Consider the following 18,663-nt stretch of genomic DNA (forward strand, 5'->3'; position numbering starts at 1 on the left):
GTCAGGCTTCCTGCGCGGCCGCTTCGATCGCGCGGCGTCCGCGCTCGCCGCGGAAGAAGTTGCGGATGAACGGGTGGTCGATCGCGGCGACCTCGGCCAGCGGCCCGACGGCCACCAGCCGCTGATCGGCGAGCACCGCGACGCGCTGCGAGAGCGCGACGAGCGTGTCGAGGTCGTGCGTGACCATGACCACCGTCAGGCAGAGCTCGCGATGCAGCGCGCGCAGGAGCTGCACGAAGCTCTCGCTGCGGTCCGGATCGAGCCCCGCGGTCGGCTCGTCGAGGAACAGCAGCTCCGGCTCGAGCGCGAGCGCGCGGGCGAGCGCGACGCGCTTGACCATGCCGCCCGAAAGCTCCGCGGGCATCTTGATCGCCTGGGACGCGTCCATACCGACCGACTGCAGCTTGAGCAGCACCAGCTCGCGGATCAGCGCTTCGTCGAGCGTCTTGAGCTCGCGCAGCGGCAGCGCGACGTTCTCGTAGACCGTGAGCGCCGAGAACAGCGCGCCGTGCTGGAACAGCACGCCCCAGCGGTTGCGCAGGCGCCGCATCTCTTCGTCGTCGCCGTGATGGAGCGAGCAGCCGAAGACGCACACCTCGCCGCGCGCCGGGCGCTCGAGGCCGAGCATCTGGCGCAGGAGCGTCGTCTTGCCGCTGCCCGAGCCGCCGACGAGCGACAGGATCTCGCCGCGATAGACAGCGAGCGAGAGGTCGCGATGGACCACCTGGCGCCCGAACTGGCTCCAGAGATTGCGCACTTCGATGACCGCTTCGGTCAACTGAGAAAGCTCCCGACGTTGCGGAACAGCACCGCGAAGACCGCGTCGATCACGATGACCAGCGTGATCGCGGTGACGACCGAATTGGTGGTGCCTTCGCCCAGGCTCTCGGTGTTCGGTTTCACCCTGAGGCCGAAGTGGCACGCGGTCAGCGCGATGAATATGCCAAACACAACCCCTTTCGCCAAGCCCAGATACAGGTTGGAGATCGGCACCGCCGCCGGCAGGTTGGCCAGGAAGTAGCGCCAGTCGATGCCGAGCTGGAACTGCGCGCACACCATGCCGCCGATCAGGGCGATCGCGTTGGTCCAGAGGATGAGGAGCGGCATCGCGACCGCCAGCGCGATCGTCTTCGGCAGCACGAGGCGCAGGGTGTGCGGTATGCCCATGACCGCCAGCGCGTCGAGTTCCTCGGTCACGCGCATGACGCCGATCTGCGCCGTCATGGCCGAGCCCGAACGCCCGGCGACGAGGATGGCGGCGAGCACCGGCCCCAGCTCGCGCACGATCGCCACGCCCAGCAGGTTGACGATGTAGACATCCGCGCCGAAGTTGCGAAGCTGCTGCGCCGAAAGATAGGACAGCACCACGCCCACGAGAAAACCGACCAGTGCGGTGATGCCGAGGGCCTGCGCGCCGGTGCGATAGATGTTCGCCGAGATCTCGCGCCACGGGGTGCGGGTGGGATGGTGTACCAGCCCCAGGACTTCCAGGGCGACGCGTCCCAGGAGCACCGTCATGCCGGCGAGGTTGCGCGAGAAGCCGATCATCGCCCGGCCCAGGGCCTCGATCGGTCCTATGAAGCGGCGGCGCCCGCGCCGGATCGGGCGCGGCTCCCGGGCTTCGAGCCGCTCGAACAGCGCGCTGTGCTCGGGCCGGACCTCCGCGGCGTCGGGCAGGCGACGTCCCCACGCCCGCCACAGCAGGAGCGCCCCGGTGTGGTCCAGGGTGTCGATGCCGGTCAGGTCCCAGCGACCGCCGTCGACGCGCGAGAGCGCCTGCTCGAGCTCACGCAGCCGCGGCTGGAGCGATCGGAGTGTCCAGGCGCCGGCGAGCGCGACCGACCCCGCGCCGGTGCGTCTGACCTCCGGTGCGCGGATCGCCGGCGCCGCCTCGTCCGTTGCGGCGGGCGCTGTCACGGCTTATTCCGCATTGCGGTACACATTTGTGACGCTCTGCAATAAAAATTTTGCCCAGAGGGCTTGACGCCCAGTGAAAAGCCCCTATAATCGTTTTTGTGCATTGCAGCAAAACCCCCTACCCCCACCGCCCTGAAGGAGTCGCCATGTCGTCCCTGTATCAGACCCCCGAACAGCTGATCGCCCTGAACAAAGCCAACATCGACGCGGCCCTGCGCTTCGCCGGCGTGGCGCTGGAAGGCGCCGAGCGCCTGATCGACCTGCAGCTCAAGACCGCCAAGAGCGCCCTGAGCGAGAGCTTCGAAGGCGCCAAGGCCCTGGCCTCGGTCCGCGACTTCGAGCAGTTCGCCGCCCTCAAGGACACGCTGGTCCAGCCCTCGGTCGAGAAAGCCACGGCCTACGCCAAGCAGGTCTACGACGTCGCGACCGCGACCCAGTCGGATCTCGGCAGGCTCGTCGAAGAGCAGGTCACCGAGTTCAACAAGCAGGTGATCTCGGCCCTCGACCAGATCGTGAAGAGCGCGCCGGCGGGCTCGGAAGTCGGGATCGCCGCGATGAAGTCGACCCTCGCCGCCGTCAACTCGGGTTTCGACAACCTGACCAAAGTCGCCAAGCAGTTCGGAGAAGCGACCCAGAGCAACATCGAAGTGGTCGCGAACCAGACGATCGAAGCCGCGAAAAAAGCCAAAAAAGCAGCTTAAGTCTTAGCAGCTCCAACGAAAAGCCCCGGTTCGCCGGGGCTTTTTGCTTTTCTACGCCGCCGGTTCGGACCACGCGAAGCCGAGTGTATCGACCCCCGTCTGCAATATCACGATCGCCGCGGGCACGTCCGCGGCGTCTCCCCTCACCCCGAGCTCCACGTGCCGCTGCTCGCCCATGCGCGGCAGGCTGAAGACCTTGAGCTTCGGATAGCGCGCGAGGCAATCGTTCATGAGGTCGATGAGCTGGCTCTCGCCGCAGCCCCTGACGATGATCGAGCGCTCGGCGATGCTCCCCGGCGCGAAGATCTCGCGATAGCGGTTCTCCAGCACCCATTCCACCATCGGCCACGCCATCTGCGGAAAACCGGGCACGAAATGGTGGTTGCCGAGGCTGAATCCGGGGATGCGGTTGTGCGGGTTCGGGACGATCGAAGAACCGGCAGGGAACTCGCCCATCTGCAGGCGCCGCGGCGTGATCTCGTCGCCGAAGCGTGCGCGTATCTCGGTTTCGGCGTCGGGGTGCAGCCGCAACTCGACACCTGCCGCGCGCGCCGCGCACTCGCGGGTGTGATCGTCCGGCGTCGCGCCGATGCCGCCGAAGCTGAACACGACGTCCTCGGCGGCCAGCGTGCGTTTCAGCGTCGCGGTGATGAGCTCGGGATCGTCACCGAGATACTGCGCCCACGCGAGCCCGAGGCCGCGTGCGGCGAGCAGCTCGATCAGCTTCGGAAGGTGCTTGTCCTGGCGCTTGCCGGAGAGGATCTCGTCGCCGATGATGAGGGCAGCGAATTTCATTCGAGTGTTAAGTGTCGAAGGTTAAGTGTTTAGTGGTTGTATCCATTCAACACTCAAAACTCAACGCTGAACACTCGCTCGTAACGCCAGCTACGAGTGTATGTACGACTCGAGCTGCTTGATGGTCTGCTCCTGCTCGGCGATGACTTCCTTGACTAGGTCGCCGATAGAGACGAGCCCGATGAGCTTGTCGCCCTCGCAGACCGGCAGGTGACGGACCCGGCGCTGGGTCATGAGGCCCATGCACTCCTCGACCGTTTTGGACGGATCGACCCTGACCACGTCGGCGGTCATGATGTCGCGCACCGCCATGTCCTGCGACGACTTGCCCTGCAGGATGACCTTACGCGCGTAATCGCGCTCGGACATGATGCCGGCGAGGCGCGTGCCTTCAATGACGAGCAGCGCGCCGACGTCTTTCTGCGCCATGAGCTTCAGCGCGTCGAGCACCGTCGCGTCGGGGCGTATCGAATAGACCTGACCGCCTTTGGCGGCGAGGAGCTGGTTGAGGCTTTTCATACGGCGACCTCCATGGACCAGTGTCGAGTGTCGAGCTGTGAGTGTTGAGAGAAAAAACCGTGCCGTTCAGCACTAAGCACCTAACACTAAACACTTAACACTGCCGCCAGTGTAGCACCGGCGGCTCAAGCTCTGAACGGCTGAACGTTCAGGGTGCGCGGCACGTCCGGCGCGCGCTCCGCGAGCATCGCGGCGAGCGCATCGGCCGGCGCGGGCGCACAGAAGTGGTTGCCCTGCATCGCGTCGCACGCGTGCTCGCGCAGGAAATCCCATTGCTGGCGCGTCTCCACACCCTCGGCGATCACCTGCAGCTTCAGGCTGCGCGCCATGCCGATGACCGCGCGCGTGAGCTCCACCGCGTCCGGCGCGGCCGGCAGCATGCCGATGAGCGAGCGGTCGATCTTCACCGCATCGACCGGGAAGCGCTTGAGGCAGCCGAGCGACGAGTGGCCGGTGCCGAAATCGTCGACGACGATGCGCACCCCGATATCCTTCAGGTGCTTGAGGAGCTTGGCCGCGCGATCGGCGTGCCGCATCAGCGCGCTTTCGGTGAGCTCGACTTCGAGGTAGCGCGGCTCTATCCCGGCGGCATGCGCGGCCTCGCGCAGGCGCTCGACGAGGTCGTCCTGCGCGAACTGGCGCATCGAGAGGTTCAGCGCGATGCGCGGCGCGGCCGCGCCGGCGGTCTTCCACGCCTGCATCTGCGCGCACGCCTGCGTCAGCACCCAGTGCCCGATCTCGATGAAAAGCCCGGCATCCTCGGCGATCGGCACGAATTCGGGCGCACCGATCAAGCCTTGTGATGGATGGCGCCAGCGCACCAGCGCTTCGACGCTCAGCACGCGCCGGTCTTCCACGCTGACGATCGGCTGGTAGTACAGCGCGAGCTCGCCCTGCTCCAGCGCGCGGCGCAGCGCCTTTTCCTTGGCGACGCGCTCCACGAGGTGCGTGTTCATCTCTGGCGAATGGAACTGGTAATTGTTCTTGCCGTGCTCCTTGGCGCGATACATCGCGATGTCGGCGTTCTTGAGCAGGTCGTGCGCGTCCTCGCCGTCCTGGGGATACGCGGCGATGCCGACGCTCGCGGTGATGCGGTACTCGCCGTCGCGCAGCAGGAAAGGCTCGGCGGCGGTGTCCAGCACCTTGCGCGCCACTTCCAGAAGCTGGGTGTCCTCGTCGTAGCCTTCGATCAGGACCACGAACTCGTCGCCGCCCATGCGGCCCAGCGTATCGCCTTCGCGCATGCACACGCGCAGACGGTTCGCGAGGTCCGCGAGCAGCACGTCGCCCGCGTCGTGACCGAGCGTGTCGTTGATGGTCTTGAAGCCGTCGAGGTCGATGAACAGGACCGCGAGGCGCCGGTCGTGACGATGCGCCTGCGCCAGCGCCTGCTGGAGGCGCTCGCTGAACATCGAGCGGTTGAACAGCCCGGTCAGGGCATCGTGGCTCGCGACGAACTGCAGGTTGCGCTCGATCGCCTTGCGCGCGATGAACTGGCCGATGTGCGACGAGAGCGTCTGCGCCACCTGGAGCACCGCCTCGTCCGGCTCGCGGGTGGCGCGCCCGAAGAACTCCATGACCCCGTAGAAGTCGCCGCCCACGCGCAGCGGAAACGCGAAAGCGCAATTGAGACCCGCCGCGGCCGCGGCATCGCGGCGGCCGATCCCGGCTTCGGCGGCGAGATCGGACACCCATACCGGGGCTCCCGTATCCCAGACGCGCTGCCCGATGCCCTGGTCCTTGCCCGGCCGCCCCAGGCGCATCTTGCAATGCTCGCGAAAGGTGTCGAGCTCGGGCGAAGGCAGCGACCACGATTCGGCGCAGCGCAACAGCAGGTTCTGGCGGTCGAGCACCCAGCGCACGCCGCAGGCGAAGCCGAACGCTTCGCACATCGTCTGCAGCACGCGCGGGATGGCGTCTTCGGCGCTGTTCGCTTCGGTGAGCACCATCGCGATGCGGCTGATCACGGCCTGCTGCTGCTCGGCGCGGCGGCGCTCGGTGATGTCCGCGATGAGGGTGAGATAGCCGGTCGGCCGTCCGGTGACGTCGTGGATGCGGGCGCCCGACACCGCGACATCGATCCGCTTGCCGTGGCGGGTGACGACCGGCGATTCGATGCCGGCCACGCTCTCGCCCGCCAGCACTTTCGTCCTGAACGCGGTCTCGGCGGCCTCGGAGTCGGCGGAACGGTAAGGCACGAGCTCGCCGCGCACCTCGTCGAAAGTCCAGCCGAAGATGCGCTCCGCCGCGGCGTTCCAGCTCTCGACGTGGCCTTCGACGTCACGCACGATGATCGCCAGGGGCGAGGCCTCGATCAGCGCACCGAGCTTCTGCGATGCCTGCCGCAGCTCCTCGCCCATCACGCGCTGGGCGTAGACCTGCTCGTTGAGCTTGAGATTCGCGACGCGCGAAGCGGCGTGGCTTTCCGAAAGCTGGGCGAGGAGCTCGTTGTTCTCGAACTTCATCGCGATCGCGCCGCGGATCATCTCGGAGACGCGGGGGCCGGTGCCGAGCAGCACGACCATCAGCACGAGCAGCATGACGCCCATGTAGAAATGGACCCAGGTGCCCTGGAGGAAGACCGCCGGTATGGTCGGCACGAGCGCCGGTACCAGAAACGCCAGGAAGGCGTTGTTGATCGGGGACAGCACCAGGCAGGCGGTGATCACCATGCCGCCGACGATGAAGATGACGAGGAATTCCTGTGCCATCGCCGGCGCGGGATACAGCGCCGAGCCGAGCACGCCCCACGCCGCTCCGCCGGCGACCGCGCCGGTGACGAAGTATCCGCACCATTTGCGTGCCTCGGCCGGCGCGGGCTGCTTCGCGAGATACGAACGGTAGAGCAGGTAGCGGGTGCCGTGGACGACTACGAGCATCGCGGCCCACAAGGACAGGCTGACGGCGGGAACGACGTCCCACAGCGCTGCGACGACGACCGTGCCGGCGAGGAGCGATGCGCCGTAGATGGAGCGGGAAAAGCGGTAGAGCTGATTCACCTGCTCGGCGTATATCGCTTCCGCCCGGGTGAATGCCGGGACCCCGATCGAGTCGGGGGAAGGTGCCGCAGGTGACGTGTCTCCCTCACCCATCTGAGTTGTTGGACGCCGCTAGCTTCAGGGTGCTGCCGGATTGTGACACGAAAAAAGAGCGCCGCGATACGCCGGCATCACGCACGAGCGCGTATCGCATCGGCTCTCGCGATCACTGTCTGTGCCATGCGTATGTTCGCGATGTCGACGAGCTTGCCGTCGATCTGCACCGCGCCTTTACCTTGTAAGGCAGCCTCCGACATCGCGTCCACGATGCGGCGTGCACGCAGCACTTCGTCCTCTGCGGGACTGAACACTTCGTTGAGCGGCGACACTTGCGTCGGATGGATCGCCCACTTGCCGTCATAGCCCATCGCGGCGACTCGCTTCGAAGCCGACAGGAAACCTTCGGCGTCCTTGAAGTCGCCGTACACGCCGTCTATAGGCCTTAAGCCATAGGCACGGCACGCGACGAGCACCCGCGCCTGCGCGTAATGCCACGGATCGGCCTGATTGTAGGTGCGCTTGCCATCGTCATCGCGATCGGACAACACGCCATAATCGTGATGAAGTCCCCCTATACCCGTCGTGCGCGCGCGCGTCGACGCGGCGAAATCGCCCGCGCCGAAGCAGATCGCTTCCAGCCGCACGCTCGACTGCGCGATCGCTTCCACGTTCGCCAGCCCGAGCGCGGTCTCGATCAGGATCTCGAAACCGACTGTCTTCTCCCGCTGCAACGACTGCTCGATCTGCGTCACCAGCATGTCGAGCGCATACACGTCCGCCGGGACGCCGATCTTCGGGATCGAAAGAAGGTCGAGCCGCGGGCATGCTTCGACCACCTCGATGACGTCGCGATACATCCAGTGCGTGTCGAGCCCGTTGATGCGCACGCCCATCGTCTTGTGACCCCAGTCGACGTCGTTGAGCGCCGCGATGACGTTCCTGCGCGCCGCCGCTTTGTCGTCGGGGGCGACCGCGTCCTCGAGATCGATGATGACTACGTCCGCCGCCGAGCGCGCGGCTTTTTCGAAGAGCGCGACCGACGCGCCCGGGACGATCAATTCGGAGCGCGTGAGGCGCGGGGTTCTCATCTCGTGCTGGGTGAAGCTCATCGGGCGCTCCTTTGCGACATCGCTTCGATCACCTCGATGATCGCCGACAGATCGCGGCCGCCGTCGCCGCGTCCCATCATCGCGTTGATGTGCTGCATGACGACCGCTCCCGCGGGTGCGGCCTGTCCAAGACCGTGCGCGAGACCGAGCACGATGTCGAGGTCCTTGTGATAGAGCCGCGCTTCGATGCCTGCGGCGAAGTCGCGCTCGACCATGCGCTTGCCGAAGAGGTCGAGCACGCGGCTCGCGGCGACGCCGCCCATCATCACCTCCCGCACTTTCCCGGGGTCGATGCCGGTCGCCCTGGCGAGCGACAGCGCTTCGGCCACGCCCTGGGCGGCGACGAGCAGCGCGAGCTGATTGCACGCTTTGGTCGTCTGTCCCGCGCCGCTGTCGCCGACGTGGACGATCGTCTTGCCGAGACACTCGAAGAGCGGCTTCACTTTCTCGAACACGTGCGGCTTGCCGCCGACCATGATCGAGAGCGTCGCGCCTTCGGCGCCCGCCGGACCGCCGGACACCGGCGCGTCCAGCATGTCGATGCCTTTTTCGGCGAGCCGCTGGCCGACGCTGCGCGCGACTGCGGGCGAGATCGTCTCCATATCGACGAGGATCGATCCCGCGCGTGCACCGGCAGCGATGCCGTCCGGCCCGAGCGCGACCGCTTCGACGTCGCTCGAGGTCGTCACCATGGTGAAGATCACTTCGGCGTTCTGCGCCACATCGCGAGGCGTCGCGAACGCGCGCGCCCCCGCTTTGATGAGCGGCTCCGCCGACGCCGCGCGCCTCGCGTACACCGCCATCTCGTGGCCGTGCTTCATCAGGTGCAGCGCCATCGGGCGCCCCATCACACCCAGTCCTATGAATCCCAGTTTCATGTCGTCACCTTATCAATCCCATCGCCATCAACACCGGCAGCGTGATCCAGAACAATATCGTGCTCCAGCCGATCAGCAACGCGGCCGCCGCGGCATCCAGCCGGAACCGGTCCGCCAGCAGGAGCGCGGTCATCATCGACGGCGTCGCGCCTTCCACCACCGAGGCGAGCTGCGCCTCCCCCGGCCGATCGTAGAACGCGTGCACGATGCCCCACACGATGAGGGGCGTCGCGACCAGCTTGACTGCCGCGGCGCCGAGGATCTCCGGACGCGGCGCGAGGCGCCGCCACGGGATGGTGAGGCCGAGCACGAAGAGGATGACCGGGATCGTCGCCTGGCCGATGAAGCGCGCGGCGGTCACGAGCGGCGCGTAAGCGATGTCGAGCAGTTGCGCCACGGTGCCGAGGATGAACGCCCAGATCGGCGGCATCGCGAGCATGACCCGCCACACCGGCGCGTGCTTCACGTTCTTGTCGTGAGAGCCGAACCGCGTCGCGATCCACACCCCCAGGCTCCACACCAGCGGCATGGTCATCAGCATGTCGTTGAACACCGCGTAGCGCGTCGCTTCGCGGCCGTAGAAGAAGATCAGCACCGGCACGCCGATGTTGAAGGTGTTGCCGAACATGCCGGCGAGCATGAGCGAGGCGCGCGTCGGATCGGTGAGGCGCCAGATCGGCAGGACGTACAGCAGGATATACAGCAGGGCGCCCGAGATCAGCGTGCCGATGCCGACCAGGAGCGGCACCGAGAGCAGATCGCGGTCGATCGGCGTCGTCGCGGACACCGCGAACAGGATGCAGGGGTAGAACACGTACATCACGAGGCGGTTCAACTGCATGCGCAGCACCGCCACCTCGGCGTCGGCGAAGAAGCGCGGCCAGAACGCGCCCGCGGCGACGAGCAGCCCGAGCGGCAGCATCACCTGCACCATCAGGTTGAAGAGCTGCGTCATGCTGCGGGTAGCGGCCGGGCCGTGCTCTCGATGCCGCTCAAGGCGTGACCGGCGTCCTCACCGCGCCGCCGAGGAGCCCCTCGCACCACGCGGCGACCGCGAGCACGCGGTCGTCCTCGGCGTGACGGCCGACGATCTGCAGCCCGAGCGGCAGGCCCGCAGCTCCGAGCGCGACCGGGATCGCGATCGCGGGCACGCCGAGGAGCGTCCAGATCGTGCAGAACGCGGGGCTGCCGGTCTCGGCCAGCGTGGCCGGCGCTTCGCCCGTCGACGGCGGCGTGACGATCGCATCGTAACCGTCGTACGTGCGGGCGAAGGTTTCGCGTAGCGCCGCCGCCGCGGCCAGCGCTTCGCGATAGGCGGCCTCTTCGATCTTCATGCCGTAGTCGATGAGCGCGTTGATCTGCGCCCCCATGTCGAGCGCGTGCTTCTCCTGCAGGGGCCCGAAGTACTTCGCGCCTTCGTACGCGAGGATCGTGCGATGCACTTCGAGCGCGCCCTCGAACGCGGCCGGAAGCTCCAACTCGTCGATCTTCGCGCCGGCGCGCTCGAACGCATCGGCGTTGCCCGCGAGCATCTCGCGCTGCGCGGCGGTCGCCGCGGGCCAGACCGGCGTGCGCACCACCGCGATTCTCGGCGGCTCGCGCGGCGGGGCCACCGCGGCGCTCACATCTGCGGCGACGACAGCCGCCAGCGTCGCCGCGTCGGCGACGTTGCGCGCGAAGACCCCGGTGTGATCGAGCGTCGGCCACGGGTCCATCGTGCCGTCGTTGGAGATGGCTCCGAAGCTCGGCTTGAAGCCGACGACGCCGCAGAACGCCGCGGGCCGGATCACCGATCCGTTGGTCTGCGTGCCGAGCGCGCCGGCGACCATGCCGCAGGCGACGGCGGCCGCCGAGCCCATCGAGGATCCGCCCGGCGTGTGCTTCAGGTTCCACGGATTGCGCGTCTTGCGCGGAGTGTAGTACGCGAACTCGGTCGTGACCGACTTGCCGAAGATCACCCCGCCGGCGTTCTCCAGCGCGGTGACGCACGCCGCGGAGCGCTTTGCTACCGCGGCGGACTCGTAGATCGGCGAGCCGCAGCGCGTCGGCAGGCCTGCGACGTCGATGATGTCCTTGATCGCCAGCGGCACGCCGGCCAGCGGCCCGGTGCTGTCGAGGACCTCCGCGCGCGCGATCGCCCGCTCGGCATCGAGCGCGACCCACGCCTTCACCTTCGGCTCGAGCGCGTCGATCCGCGCCGCGTGCGCCCGCGCGACCTCCGCCGCGGTGTGGCGCTTCTCGCGCACCCCGGCGGCCAGTTCACGCAGCGTCAGATTCCACAAATCCATAAAAAGCTTGGACCGCAAAGGACGCAAAGGACGCAAAGGAAAGCCAAACCGATCGCACGCGGGATCGACTGCTGCAAAGCATCGTGCTCAAGTGCGCACCGACCGCTGCAAACCTTTGCGTCCTTTGCGTCCTTTGCGGTTAATTATGCTTTTGACGTGCTTCGGGGTTGATCAGATTGGGTGGAGTCGCACCCGTCAGCGCGGCGACCGCGTTCTTCGCGGCGGTCATCGCCATCGCGCGGCGCGTGGCTTCGGTGGAGCTGCCGACGTGCGGCGCGAGGACGACGTTGTCGAGGTCGAGGAATGCGGGATTGAGCTTCGGCTCGTTCTCGAACACGTCGAGGCCCGCGGCGCGGATCGTACCCTGCTTCAGCGCCTCGATCAGCGCGGCGTCGTCGACCACGCCGCCGCGCGTGGAGTTGATGAGGATCGCCGACGGCTTCATCTTCGCGAGCTCCGCCGCGCCGATGAGGTGGTGCGTCTCGGGCGAATACGGCACCTGGAGCACGACGAAATCGGACTGGCGCAGCAGGTCGTCCAGGCTCACGAGCGTCGCATTGAGCTTCGCCTCGATGTCCGGCTCGACGCGCTTGCGGTTGTGATAGATCACTCGCATGTCGAAGCCGCCCGCGCGCCTGGCGATCGCCTGCCCGATGCGGCCCATGCCGACGATCCCGAGCGTGGCGTGGTGCACGTCGACGCCGAGCAACTGTTTGAGCCGCCATCCGGTCCAGTCGCCGTTGCGCACGTAGCGCTCGACCTCGGTGATGCGCCGCGCCGCTCCCAGCATGAGCGTCCACGCGAGGTCGGCGGTGCTGTCGTCGAGCACCCCCGGCGTGTTCGTCGCCAGCACGCCGCGCGCGGTGCACGCCGCGACGTCGATGTTGTTGTAGCCGACCGCGATATTGGCGACGACTTTCAGATTCGGACAGCTCGCGATCAGCGCGGCGTCGATCCTGTCCGTGAGGCTGCAGACGATCGCGTCCTTGTCCTTCGCGCGCTGCACGAGCGCGTCCGGCGTCAACGCGACGTCCTCCTGGTTCGCTTCCACTTCACAATGCTGCGCGAGAAATTCGACGGTTTCATCGAAGACTTCGCGCGTCACCAACACCTTCGGCTTCTTGCCCACCCGTTCACCCGTTCACTCGTTCACCCGTTCACGGCTGTTCACGGGCGGGGTCCAGATATTACGACACCGCGTCTCGCGTATAAACACAGCGCCGGCCAGCCCGGTGCACGTGAAGAGCGCGAGCACCGCGAGCGCCGCACGATAATCGCCGCTGGTGTCGAGCACCCAGCCGACCAGCGGCTGCAACAGGCCGGCCGAGAGGAAGCCGCCGACGTTGACGAGGCTCGTCGCCGTGCCTGCGTAGCGCGGCGCGTTCACCTCCTTCGCGCACGCCCACGACAGCGAAAACCCGCTGAATACGGCTCCCGTGGTCAGGGCGAGCGGATACGTCCAGCCGTGCGCGACGCCGGCGATCCACAGCACCCAGCACGCGAGGTAGAGCGCGCCCGAGGCGATGATGAGGGGCCGCCTGCGCTGCATGCGGTCCGACCACCAGCCGACGAGCACGGTCGAGCACGCATACCCCGCGAGTATCAGGCTGGTGTGGCGGCTCGCCTCGACGGCGGTCATGCCGTACGTCGCCGTCAGGAACGGCACCGCCCACAGGCCGACGAAGCTCATGTTGACGCCCGACAGCCCGAAGTTCACCCAGAATCCCGGCCACGTCGCGCGGTTGCGCACGACCGCCGCGAGGCCGCGGTACCACGGCTCGGCGTCGTCGTGCCGGGTGTCGCGGGGCGCGGGGGCGTCCTGCACCATCCACAGCGTCAGCAGCGCCAGTGCGAGCGATACCACGCCGATCGCGCCGAAGACCGCGCGCCACGACACGAGCGTGATCAGCCACGCGAGCGGCACGGTCGCGGCGAAGGCGCCGGCGATGCCCACCACGTTCGCCCACGCGGTCATCGTCGCGAAGCGGCGCTCCTCGAACCAGCTCGCGTTGAGCTTCATCACGCACACGAACGCGACCGATACGCCGAGGCCGATCAGCGTGCGGCCCGCTGCGGCCATCGCGAGATCCGGCGCGGCGGCGAACATCAGCGAGCCCACGCCGGCGAGGAACGAGCCCGCGGCGAGCGTCAGGCGCGGACCGAGCGTGTCGGCGAGGACGCCGGTCGGGAGCTGCATCAGCGCGTAGACGTAGAAATAGGTCGCGGCGAGCGCGCCCAGCGCGGCGCCGCTGACGCCGAAGGCGTGGGTGAGCTCGCCCGCGAGCGCGGCGGGCGCGACGCGATGGAAGAACGACAGCCAGAAGGCCGCCACGCCGAGCGTGAAGACCGCCCGGCGCAGCCGCGAGGTCACATGGGCAGCCAGGCCGCTACTTGTACAGCACCTGCGGCAGCCACAGTCCGATGCCCGGGAACATGTACAGCATGAACAGCGCGATAACCTGTATGGCCATGAAAGGCATCATGCCGGCGAAGATCTGGTTGAGCGTCACGTGACTCGGGGCGACGCCCTTCAGATAGAACGCCGCCATCGCGACCGGCGGCGAGAGGAAGGCGGTCTGCAGGTTGAGCGCGACCAGCAGTCCGAAAAACAGCGGGTCGATGTGGAAGTGCGGCAGGAGCGGGATGAAGATCGGCATGAAGATGACGATGATCTCGGTCCATTCCAGCGGCCAGCCGAGGATGAAGATGATCGCCTGCGCGAGCAGCATGAACTGCACCGGCGAGAGCTCCATCGACAACACCCACTTCTCCACGAGCTCCTGTCCGCCGAGCAGCGCGAACGCCGCCGAGAAGATCGCCGAGCCGATGAAGAGCCAGCACACCATCGCGCTCGTCTTCGCGGTGAGGAACGAGGACTCCTTCAGGATCCCGCCGAGCTCGCGCAGGCCGCTGCCGATCGCGCTCGACTTGGGTCGGCCCGGCGGCACCGTGCGGAATTTCTCGATCATGCGATAGGCCACCGCGAGGACGAATCCGCCGAAGGCGCCGACGGCTGCGGCTTCGGTCGGCGTCGCGAGCCCGAACACGATCGATCCGAGCACCGCCAGGATCAGCAGGGCCAGAGGGAAAAACGATGCGAGCAGCATCTTGAAGACCTGCAAGCGCTCCCAGGTCCACAGGAGATAGACGACGACGAGGATCACGACGAACACACCGAGTGTGATCCAGAACCACTCCGGCGTCGGCTGCCGCTCGGCCGCGCTCGCTTTCACGTCGGGAACCTTGGCGACGTCGGGCGCCGGCGCAGGCGTCCCGGGTGGCGCGGGAGCGGGCGCGGGCTCGGCTTTCACGTCCGTGCCCGGGGGCGACCCGGTGAGTCCGCCCGCGCTCGCCGGCGGCTCCGACACACCCCCGGCGGGCGGCGGCTCGGCGAGGCCCGTGCCGCTCTCGCTCGGCGGCGGTTCAGCAAGTCCGGTCGATTCGGCGGGCGGCGTCGCAAGACCGGTGCCGCTGTCGGTGCTCGCCTGCGAACCGGTCGTCAGCTCGAGGCCTGCGGTGCTCACCTCGGTTTTCGGCGCGGTGGAGACGTCCCACATGAAAAGGGAGAGGCTGCCGAGCACCAGGAACGGCAGCAGCGAGATGAAGAGCTGTGCGATGGCGCCTCTCTTCGGCGCGCCGTTCGCTCCCAGAGCGCGGACCGTCGCGATCAGCGGGTTGCGCCCGAGCGGCTTGAGCTGCTCGGCGACCGGCGGAAGCGGCACGCGCCGCTCGCTCTCGGGCAGCGGCGGCATGAGCTCCGGCCGCCACTTGGCGAGCACGATCACGTACACGAGATAGAGTCCGGCGAGCATGAGCCCCGGAAAGAACGCACCGGCGTAGAGCTGCACGACCGATACGCCAGCTGTCGCTCCATACACGATGAGCAGCACCGACGGCGGGATCAGGATGCCGAGGCAGCCGCCCGCGGTGATCGCGCCTGCCGAGATCTTGATGTTGTAGCCCGCTTTCAGCATCGCCGGAAACGCGAGCAGCCCCATCAGCGTCACGACCGCGCCGACGATACCGGTAGCCGTGGCGAAGATCGCGCACGTGACGATCGAGGCGACGGCGAGAGAGCCCGGCACGCGCGCGGTCGCAAGGTGCAGGCTGCGAAACAGCTTGTCGATCAGCGCCGCGCGCTCGACGAGGTAGCCCATGAACACGAAGAGCGGCACCGCGATCAGCACGTCGTTCGACATGACGCCGTACGAGCGCTGCACGAAGAGGTCGAGCACCTGCCGCGGCGCGAGGTCCGGATTGACGCTGCGATAGGCGAGCCACGAAAAGAACACGCCCATTCCCATCAGCGTGAACGCCGTCGGGAAACCGAGCATGATGCCCACGACGATGAGCGCGAGCATCAGCAGGCCGAGGTGCCCGTTCTGGACCGGCTGACCCCACGGCCAGAAAACGAGAATGGAACCGATGATGAGGCCCATCAGCCCCAGGCCGAACCACAGCTCGCGGCGTATCCTCATTTACCGTGCTCCTGCTGCACCACAAGCTTGTCGAGCTTCTCGATATCCTCGTCCTTGACGTGGACCATCTCCTTCAGCTTGTCGACGTCGACCTCCTCGACGTCGGCGGTGCGCGACGGCCACTCGCCCTGCTTGATGCAGATGATGCAGCGGATGATCTCGACGATGCCCTGCACGAGCAGGATCGCGCCGGCGAAGGGGATGACCGTCTTGAAAGGATAGATCGGCGGGCCCTCGGCGGTGATGTTCGAGTGCTCGTCGATGCGCCACGAATCCGCGGCGTAATAATACCCGGCCCACACCAGCGCGACCACGCCGGGGATGAAGAACACGATGTAGAGGATGAGGTCGATGGTCGCCTGCGTGCGCGGCCGGAAAAATCCGTAGAGCACGTCACCGCGGACGTGACCGTTCACCGACAGCGTATACGCGCCCGCCATCATGAACAGCGTGCCGTAGAACATGATCATGACGTCGAACGCCCACGCGTGCGGAGCGTCGAGCGCGTAGCGCGAGAACACCTCCCACGACACGAGCAGCGTGAGCGCGACGATGAACCAGGAGAATGCGTGACCGATGAAGGTGCTGATCTTGTCGATCGTCAGCAATAGTCTTTGCATACCGCGTCATCCAGTGCCGCCGTCAGCTTCACGACAGCTTTTTCGGACGTCCACAAAAAAAAACCATCCGGCGGCCGGCCGGATGGTGTGAATGCCCAGGTTCAGGTGCTTAAGCCTTCTTCTCCGCCGGCTTCTTGCCGCCGAAGTAGTGGTTGTACGCCATGCGGCGGCTGACGTTGGTGTCGAGGTCCCAGCGCACCGCGCGCTCGGCGAAGCGGCGCTGCGATTCGTTGATCTCCTTGAACAGCGGGTTCTCGGCGATCTTCTTCTGGATGGCGTTGTCGTAGCCCGTGAGCTGGCGCTGCAGCACCGAGTCGGGCGTCTTGTAGAACTTCACGCCCTGCTTCTGCTGCATCTCCATGTAGTCCTGCGAGTAGCGGTGCACCGCTTTCCACGACATGTCGGCCGACGCGGCTTCGCAGGCGTTCTCGATGATCGCCTTGATCTTGGCGGGCAGCGCGTCGAACTTCTGCTTGTTGAACATGATCTCGAACTGCTCGGCGTTCTGGTGGAAGCTCTGCAGCATGCAGACCTTGGAGACGTCGGGGAAGCCGAGCAGGCGGTCCGAAGTCGCGTTGTTGAACTCCGCCGCATCCAGCAGGCCGCGGTCCATCGCCGGGACGATTTCGCCGCCGGGCAGCGCGTTGACCGCGGCGCCGAGGGCGGTGAACACGTCGATCGAGATGCCGACGGTGCGGAACTTGAGTCCCTTGAAGTCTTCGGCCTTGGTGATCGGCTTCTTGAACCAGCCGAGCGGCTGGGTCGGCATCGGGCCATACGGGAACGAGACGACGTTGGCGCCGATCGAGCTGTAGAGCTTGTTCAGGAGCTCCTTGCCGCCGCCGTACTTGTGCCACGAAAGAAGCATGTTGGCGTCCATGCCCCATGCCGGGCCCGAGCCCCACAGCGCGAGCGCGTTCTGTTTGCCGTAGTGATACACCAGCACGCCGTGGCCGCCGTCGAGGGCGCCCTTGGATACCGCGTCCAGCAGGCCGAAGGCCGGAACGACCGCGCCGGCCGGGAGCACCTCGATGCGCAGATCGCCGCCGGTCATGTCGTTGACCTTCTTGGCATAGTCCAGCGCGTACTCGTGGAAGATGTCTTTCGCCGGCCACGTGCTCTGCCAGCGCATGTTGATCGGCCCGCTCGACGAATGGACGGCGGGCGCTGCCGGGGCTGCCTTCCCCTTGTCCTGGGCCATCGCGAACAGGGGCATCGCGCCGGCCGCAGCGGCGGTCGTCGCGGCTGCACGCGTCAGGAACTTGCGGCGCGGGGGTACCGATTGCTCTTGGGCGGGACTGGCGGGCTTTTTGGACATGCTTCCTCCGTGGTGTGGTATCGACCCTTCGGCTTGCCCTCACATGACGCCCCGGCGGAAAGACTGGAAGCTCAGGCGGACAGCCGCTCTATTTCTTGTCTGATCCAGCTATGTCGCGGCAATCCTATACCTCGCTCCCAGGCAACGCAAGCGGGTTGCACGAACTGAGAAGCGCTCGATTCCATCGGAATATCCGCCGAGCGTCACGTGTGCGGCGCACCCCCGCGCGAGCGCGTGAGCGCCTCGGCGATCGGCGTGATCACGTCGACCGGAACCGGGAACACGATGGTGTTGCTCTTGTCGCCCGCGATCGAAGAGAGCGTCTGCAGAAACCGCAGCTGCATCGCCTCGGGCTGCTGCGCGAGCATGCGCGCGGCTTCGAGCAGCTTCTCGGCCGCCTGCTGCTCGCCTTCGGCATGGATGACCTTGGCGCGCCGCGTGCGCTCCGCTTCGGCCTGCTGCGCGATCGCGCGCACCATCGACTCGTTGATGTCGACGTGCTTGATCTCGACGTTGGCCACCTTGATGCCCCAGGCGTCGGTCGCCGCGTCGAGGATCCGCTGGATGTCGATGTTGAGCTTGTCGCGCTCGGCGAGCATCTCGTCGAGCTCGTGCTTGCCGAGCACCGCCCGCAGCGTGGTCTGTGCGAGCTGGCTCGTCGCCTCGAAGAAGTTGGCGACCTGGATGATCGCTTTCTCCGGATCGATCACGCGAAAGTAGACCACCGCGTTCACCTTCACCGACACGTTGTCGCGCGAGATCACGTCCTGGCTCGGCACGTCGAGCACGATGGTGCGCAGGTCGACCCGCACCATCTGCTGCACGCCGGGGATGAGGAAGATGAGGCCCGGGCCCTTGACCGAGGTGAAGCGGCCGAAGGTGAACACGACGCCCCGCTCGTATTCGCGCAGCACGCGCAGGCAGAAGAACAGCACGAACAGGACGACGAGTATCGCGACGCTGCCCAGCCCCATATTGAAGATCGAAGTCATGTTTTCCTTT

General features: G+C 66.8%; 16 protein-coding genes. 1 reads left to right on the forward strand and 15 read right to left on the reverse strand.

Going from position 1 to position 18,663, the window contains the following annotated elements; translation table 11 throughout:
- Nucleotide 1: 1 nt before the first annotated feature.
- Together VHP37_04485 and VHP37_04490 are read right to left on the reverse strand one after the other, a co-directional pair.
- A complete protein-coding gene (locus VHP37_04485) occupies nucleotides 2-778 on the reverse strand; it encodes an ATP-binding cassette domain-containing protein (protein HEX2825580.1) in 777 nt (258 codons plus the stop codon).
- Entirely contained in the window at nucleotides 775-1,917 is a 1,143-nt protein-coding gene (locus VHP37_04490; protein HEX2825581.1) for an ABC transporter permease, read from the reverse strand. Before VHP37_04490 ends, VHP37_04485 begins: the two co-directional genes overlap by 4 nt.
- 146 nt (nucleotides 1,918-2,063) lie before the next feature.
- Here VHP37_04490 and VHP37_04495 point away from each other — a divergent pair, with 146 nt between their 5' ends.
- Complete coding sequence (locus VHP37_04495) at nucleotides 2,064-2,618, forward strand: phasin family protein (protein ID HEX2825582.1); 555 nt, start codon at nucleotides 2,064-2,066, stop codon at nucleotides 2,616-2,618.
- A 51-nt stretch (nucleotides 2,619-2,669) separates the two neighbouring features.
- Here the strand turns inward: VHP37_04495 and VHP37_04500 are convergent, their stop codons facing one another.
- The 13 genes from VHP37_04500 to VHP37_04560 form a co-directional block, all read right to left on the reverse strand.
- On the reverse strand, nucleotides 2,670-3,413 hold the full coding sequence (locus VHP37_04500) for a molybdopterin-binding protein (GenBank protein ID HEX2825583.1): 744 nt from the start codon (nucleotides 3,411-3,413) through the stop codon (nucleotides 2,670-2,672).
- Nucleotides 3,414-3,503: 90 nt separating this feature from the next.
- Nucleotides 3,504-3,932 (reverse strand): CBS domain-containing protein, encoded by a 429-nt coding sequence (locus tag VHP37_04505; GenBank protein ID HEX2825584.1) that lies wholly within the window; start codon nucleotides 3,930-3,932, stop codon nucleotides 3,504-3,506.
- Between the two features lie 125 nt (nucleotides 3,933-4,057).
- On the reverse strand, nucleotides 4,058-6,931 hold the full coding sequence (locus tag VHP37_04510) for an EAL domain-containing protein (protein HEX2825585.1): 2,874 nt from the start codon (nucleotides 6,929-6,931) through the stop codon (nucleotides 4,058-4,060).
- A 170-nt stretch (nucleotides 6,932-7,101) separates the two neighbouring features.
- Nucleotides 7,102-8,079 carry a CoA ester lyase gene (locus VHP37_04515; protein ID HEX2825586.1) on the reverse strand — a complete coding sequence of 326 codons (978 nt, stop codon included), beginning with the start codon at nucleotides 8,077-8,079 and terminating at the stop codon, nucleotides 7,102-7,104.
- Nucleotides 8,076-8,957: an NAD(P)-dependent oxidoreductase gene (locus VHP37_04520; GenBank protein HEX2825587.1), complete on the reverse strand. Its 882-nt coding sequence runs from the start codon at nucleotides 8,955-8,957 to the stop codon at nucleotides 8,076-8,078. Before VHP37_04520 ends, VHP37_04515 begins: the two co-directional genes overlap by 4 nt.
- A gap of 4 nt (nucleotides 8,958-8,961) precedes the next feature.
- Nucleotides 8,962-9,912, reverse strand: a complete 951-nt coding sequence (locus VHP37_04525; GenBank protein HEX2825588.1) for an AEC family transporter — start codon at nucleotides 9,910-9,912, stop codon at nucleotides 8,962-8,964.
- Nucleotides 9,913-9,949: 37 nt separating this feature from the next.
- Nucleotides 9,950-11,245 (reverse strand): amidase, encoded by a 1,296-nt coding sequence (locus VHP37_04530; protein ID HEX2825589.1) that lies wholly within the window; start codon nucleotides 11,243-11,245, stop codon nucleotides 9,950-9,952.
- A 139-nt stretch (nucleotides 11,246-11,384) separates the two neighbouring features.
- Nucleotides 11,385-12,374, reverse strand: coding sequence for a D-glycerate dehydrogenase (locus tag VHP37_04535; protein HEX2825590.1), 990 nt, complete (start codon nucleotides 12,372-12,374; stop codon nucleotides 11,385-11,387).
- A 12-nt stretch (nucleotides 12,375-12,386) separates the two neighbouring features.
- Complete coding sequence (locus tag VHP37_04540; GenBank protein ID HEX2825591.1) at nucleotides 12,387-13,616, reverse strand: MFS transporter; 1,230 nt, start codon at nucleotides 13,614-13,616, stop codon at nucleotides 12,387-12,389.
- A 16-nt stretch (nucleotides 13,617-13,632) separates the two neighbouring features.
- Entirely contained in the window at nucleotides 13,633-15,723 is a 2,091-nt protein-coding gene (locus tag VHP37_04545; GenBank protein HEX2825592.1) for a TRAP transporter large permease subunit, read from the reverse strand.
- Entirely contained in the window at nucleotides 15,720-16,343 is a 624-nt protein-coding gene (locus VHP37_04550; protein ID HEX2825593.1) for a TRAP transporter small permease subunit, read from the reverse strand. Before VHP37_04550 ends, VHP37_04545 begins: the two co-directional genes overlap by 4 nt.
- Nucleotides 16,344-16,452: 109 nt before the next feature.
- Nucleotides 16,453-17,661 (reverse strand): C4-dicarboxylate ABC transporter, encoded by a 1,209-nt coding sequence (locus VHP37_04555; protein HEX2825594.1) that lies wholly within the window; start codon nucleotides 17,659-17,661, stop codon nucleotides 16,453-16,455.
- A 203-nt stretch (nucleotides 17,662-17,864) separates the two neighbouring features.
- Nucleotides 17,865-18,653: a slipin family protein gene (locus VHP37_04560; GenBank protein HEX2825595.1), complete on the reverse strand. Its 789-nt coding sequence runs from the start codon at nucleotides 18,651-18,653 to the stop codon at nucleotides 17,865-17,867.
- Between the last annotated feature and the right edge of the window lie 10 nt (nucleotides 18,654-18,663).

The sequence above is a fragment of the Burkholderiales bacterium genome, assembly GCA_036262035.1.
In the GTDB taxonomy this organism is placed as follows: Bacteria; Pseudomonadota; Gammaproteobacteria; order Burkholderiales; family SG8-41; genus JAQGMV01.

Bases quoted from the DNA above. Each gene is read 5' to 3' on its own strand.
- VHP37_04495 (HEX2825582.1), top strand. From the start codon at position 2,064: ATGTCGTCCCTGTATCAGACCCCCGAACAGCTGATCGCCCTGAACAAA.
- VHP37_04500 (HEX2825583.1), bottom strand. From the start codon at position 3,413: ATGAAATTCGCTGCCCTCATCATCGGCGACGAGATCCTCTCCGGCAAG.
- VHP37_04505 (HEX2825584.1), bottom strand. From the start codon at position 3,932: ATGAAAAGCCTCAACCAGCTCCTCGCCGCCAAAGGCGGTCAGGTCTAT.
- VHP37_04515 (HEX2825586.1), bottom strand. From the start codon at position 8,079: ATGAGCTTCACCCAGCACGAGATGAGAACCCCGCGCCTCACGCGCTCC.
- VHP37_04520 (HEX2825587.1), bottom strand. From the start codon at position 8,957: ATGAAACTGGGATTCATAGGACTGGGTGTGATGGGGCGCCCGATGGCG.
- VHP37_04525 (HEX2825588.1), bottom strand. From the start codon at position 9,912: ATGACGCAGCTCTTCAACCTGATGGTGCAGGTGATGCTGCCGCTCGGG.
- VHP37_04530 (HEX2825589.1), bottom strand. From the start codon at position 11,245: ATGGATTTGTGGAATCTGACGCTGCGTGAACTGGCCGCCGGGGTGCGC.
- VHP37_04545 (HEX2825592.1), bottom strand. From the start codon at position 15,723: ATGAGGATACGCCGCGAGCTGTGGTTCGGCCTGGGGCTGATGGGCCTC.
- VHP37_04550 (HEX2825593.1), bottom strand. From the start codon at position 16,343: ATGCAAAGACTATTGCTGACGATCGACAAGATCAGCACCTTCATCGGT.
- VHP37_04555 (HEX2825594.1), bottom strand. From the start codon at position 17,661: ATGTCCAAAAAGCCCGCCAGTCCCGCCCAAGAGCAATCGGTACCCCCG.
- VHP37_04560 (HEX2825595.1), bottom strand. From the start codon at position 18,653: ATGACTTCGATCTTCAATATGGGGCTGGGCAGCGTCGCGATACTCGTC.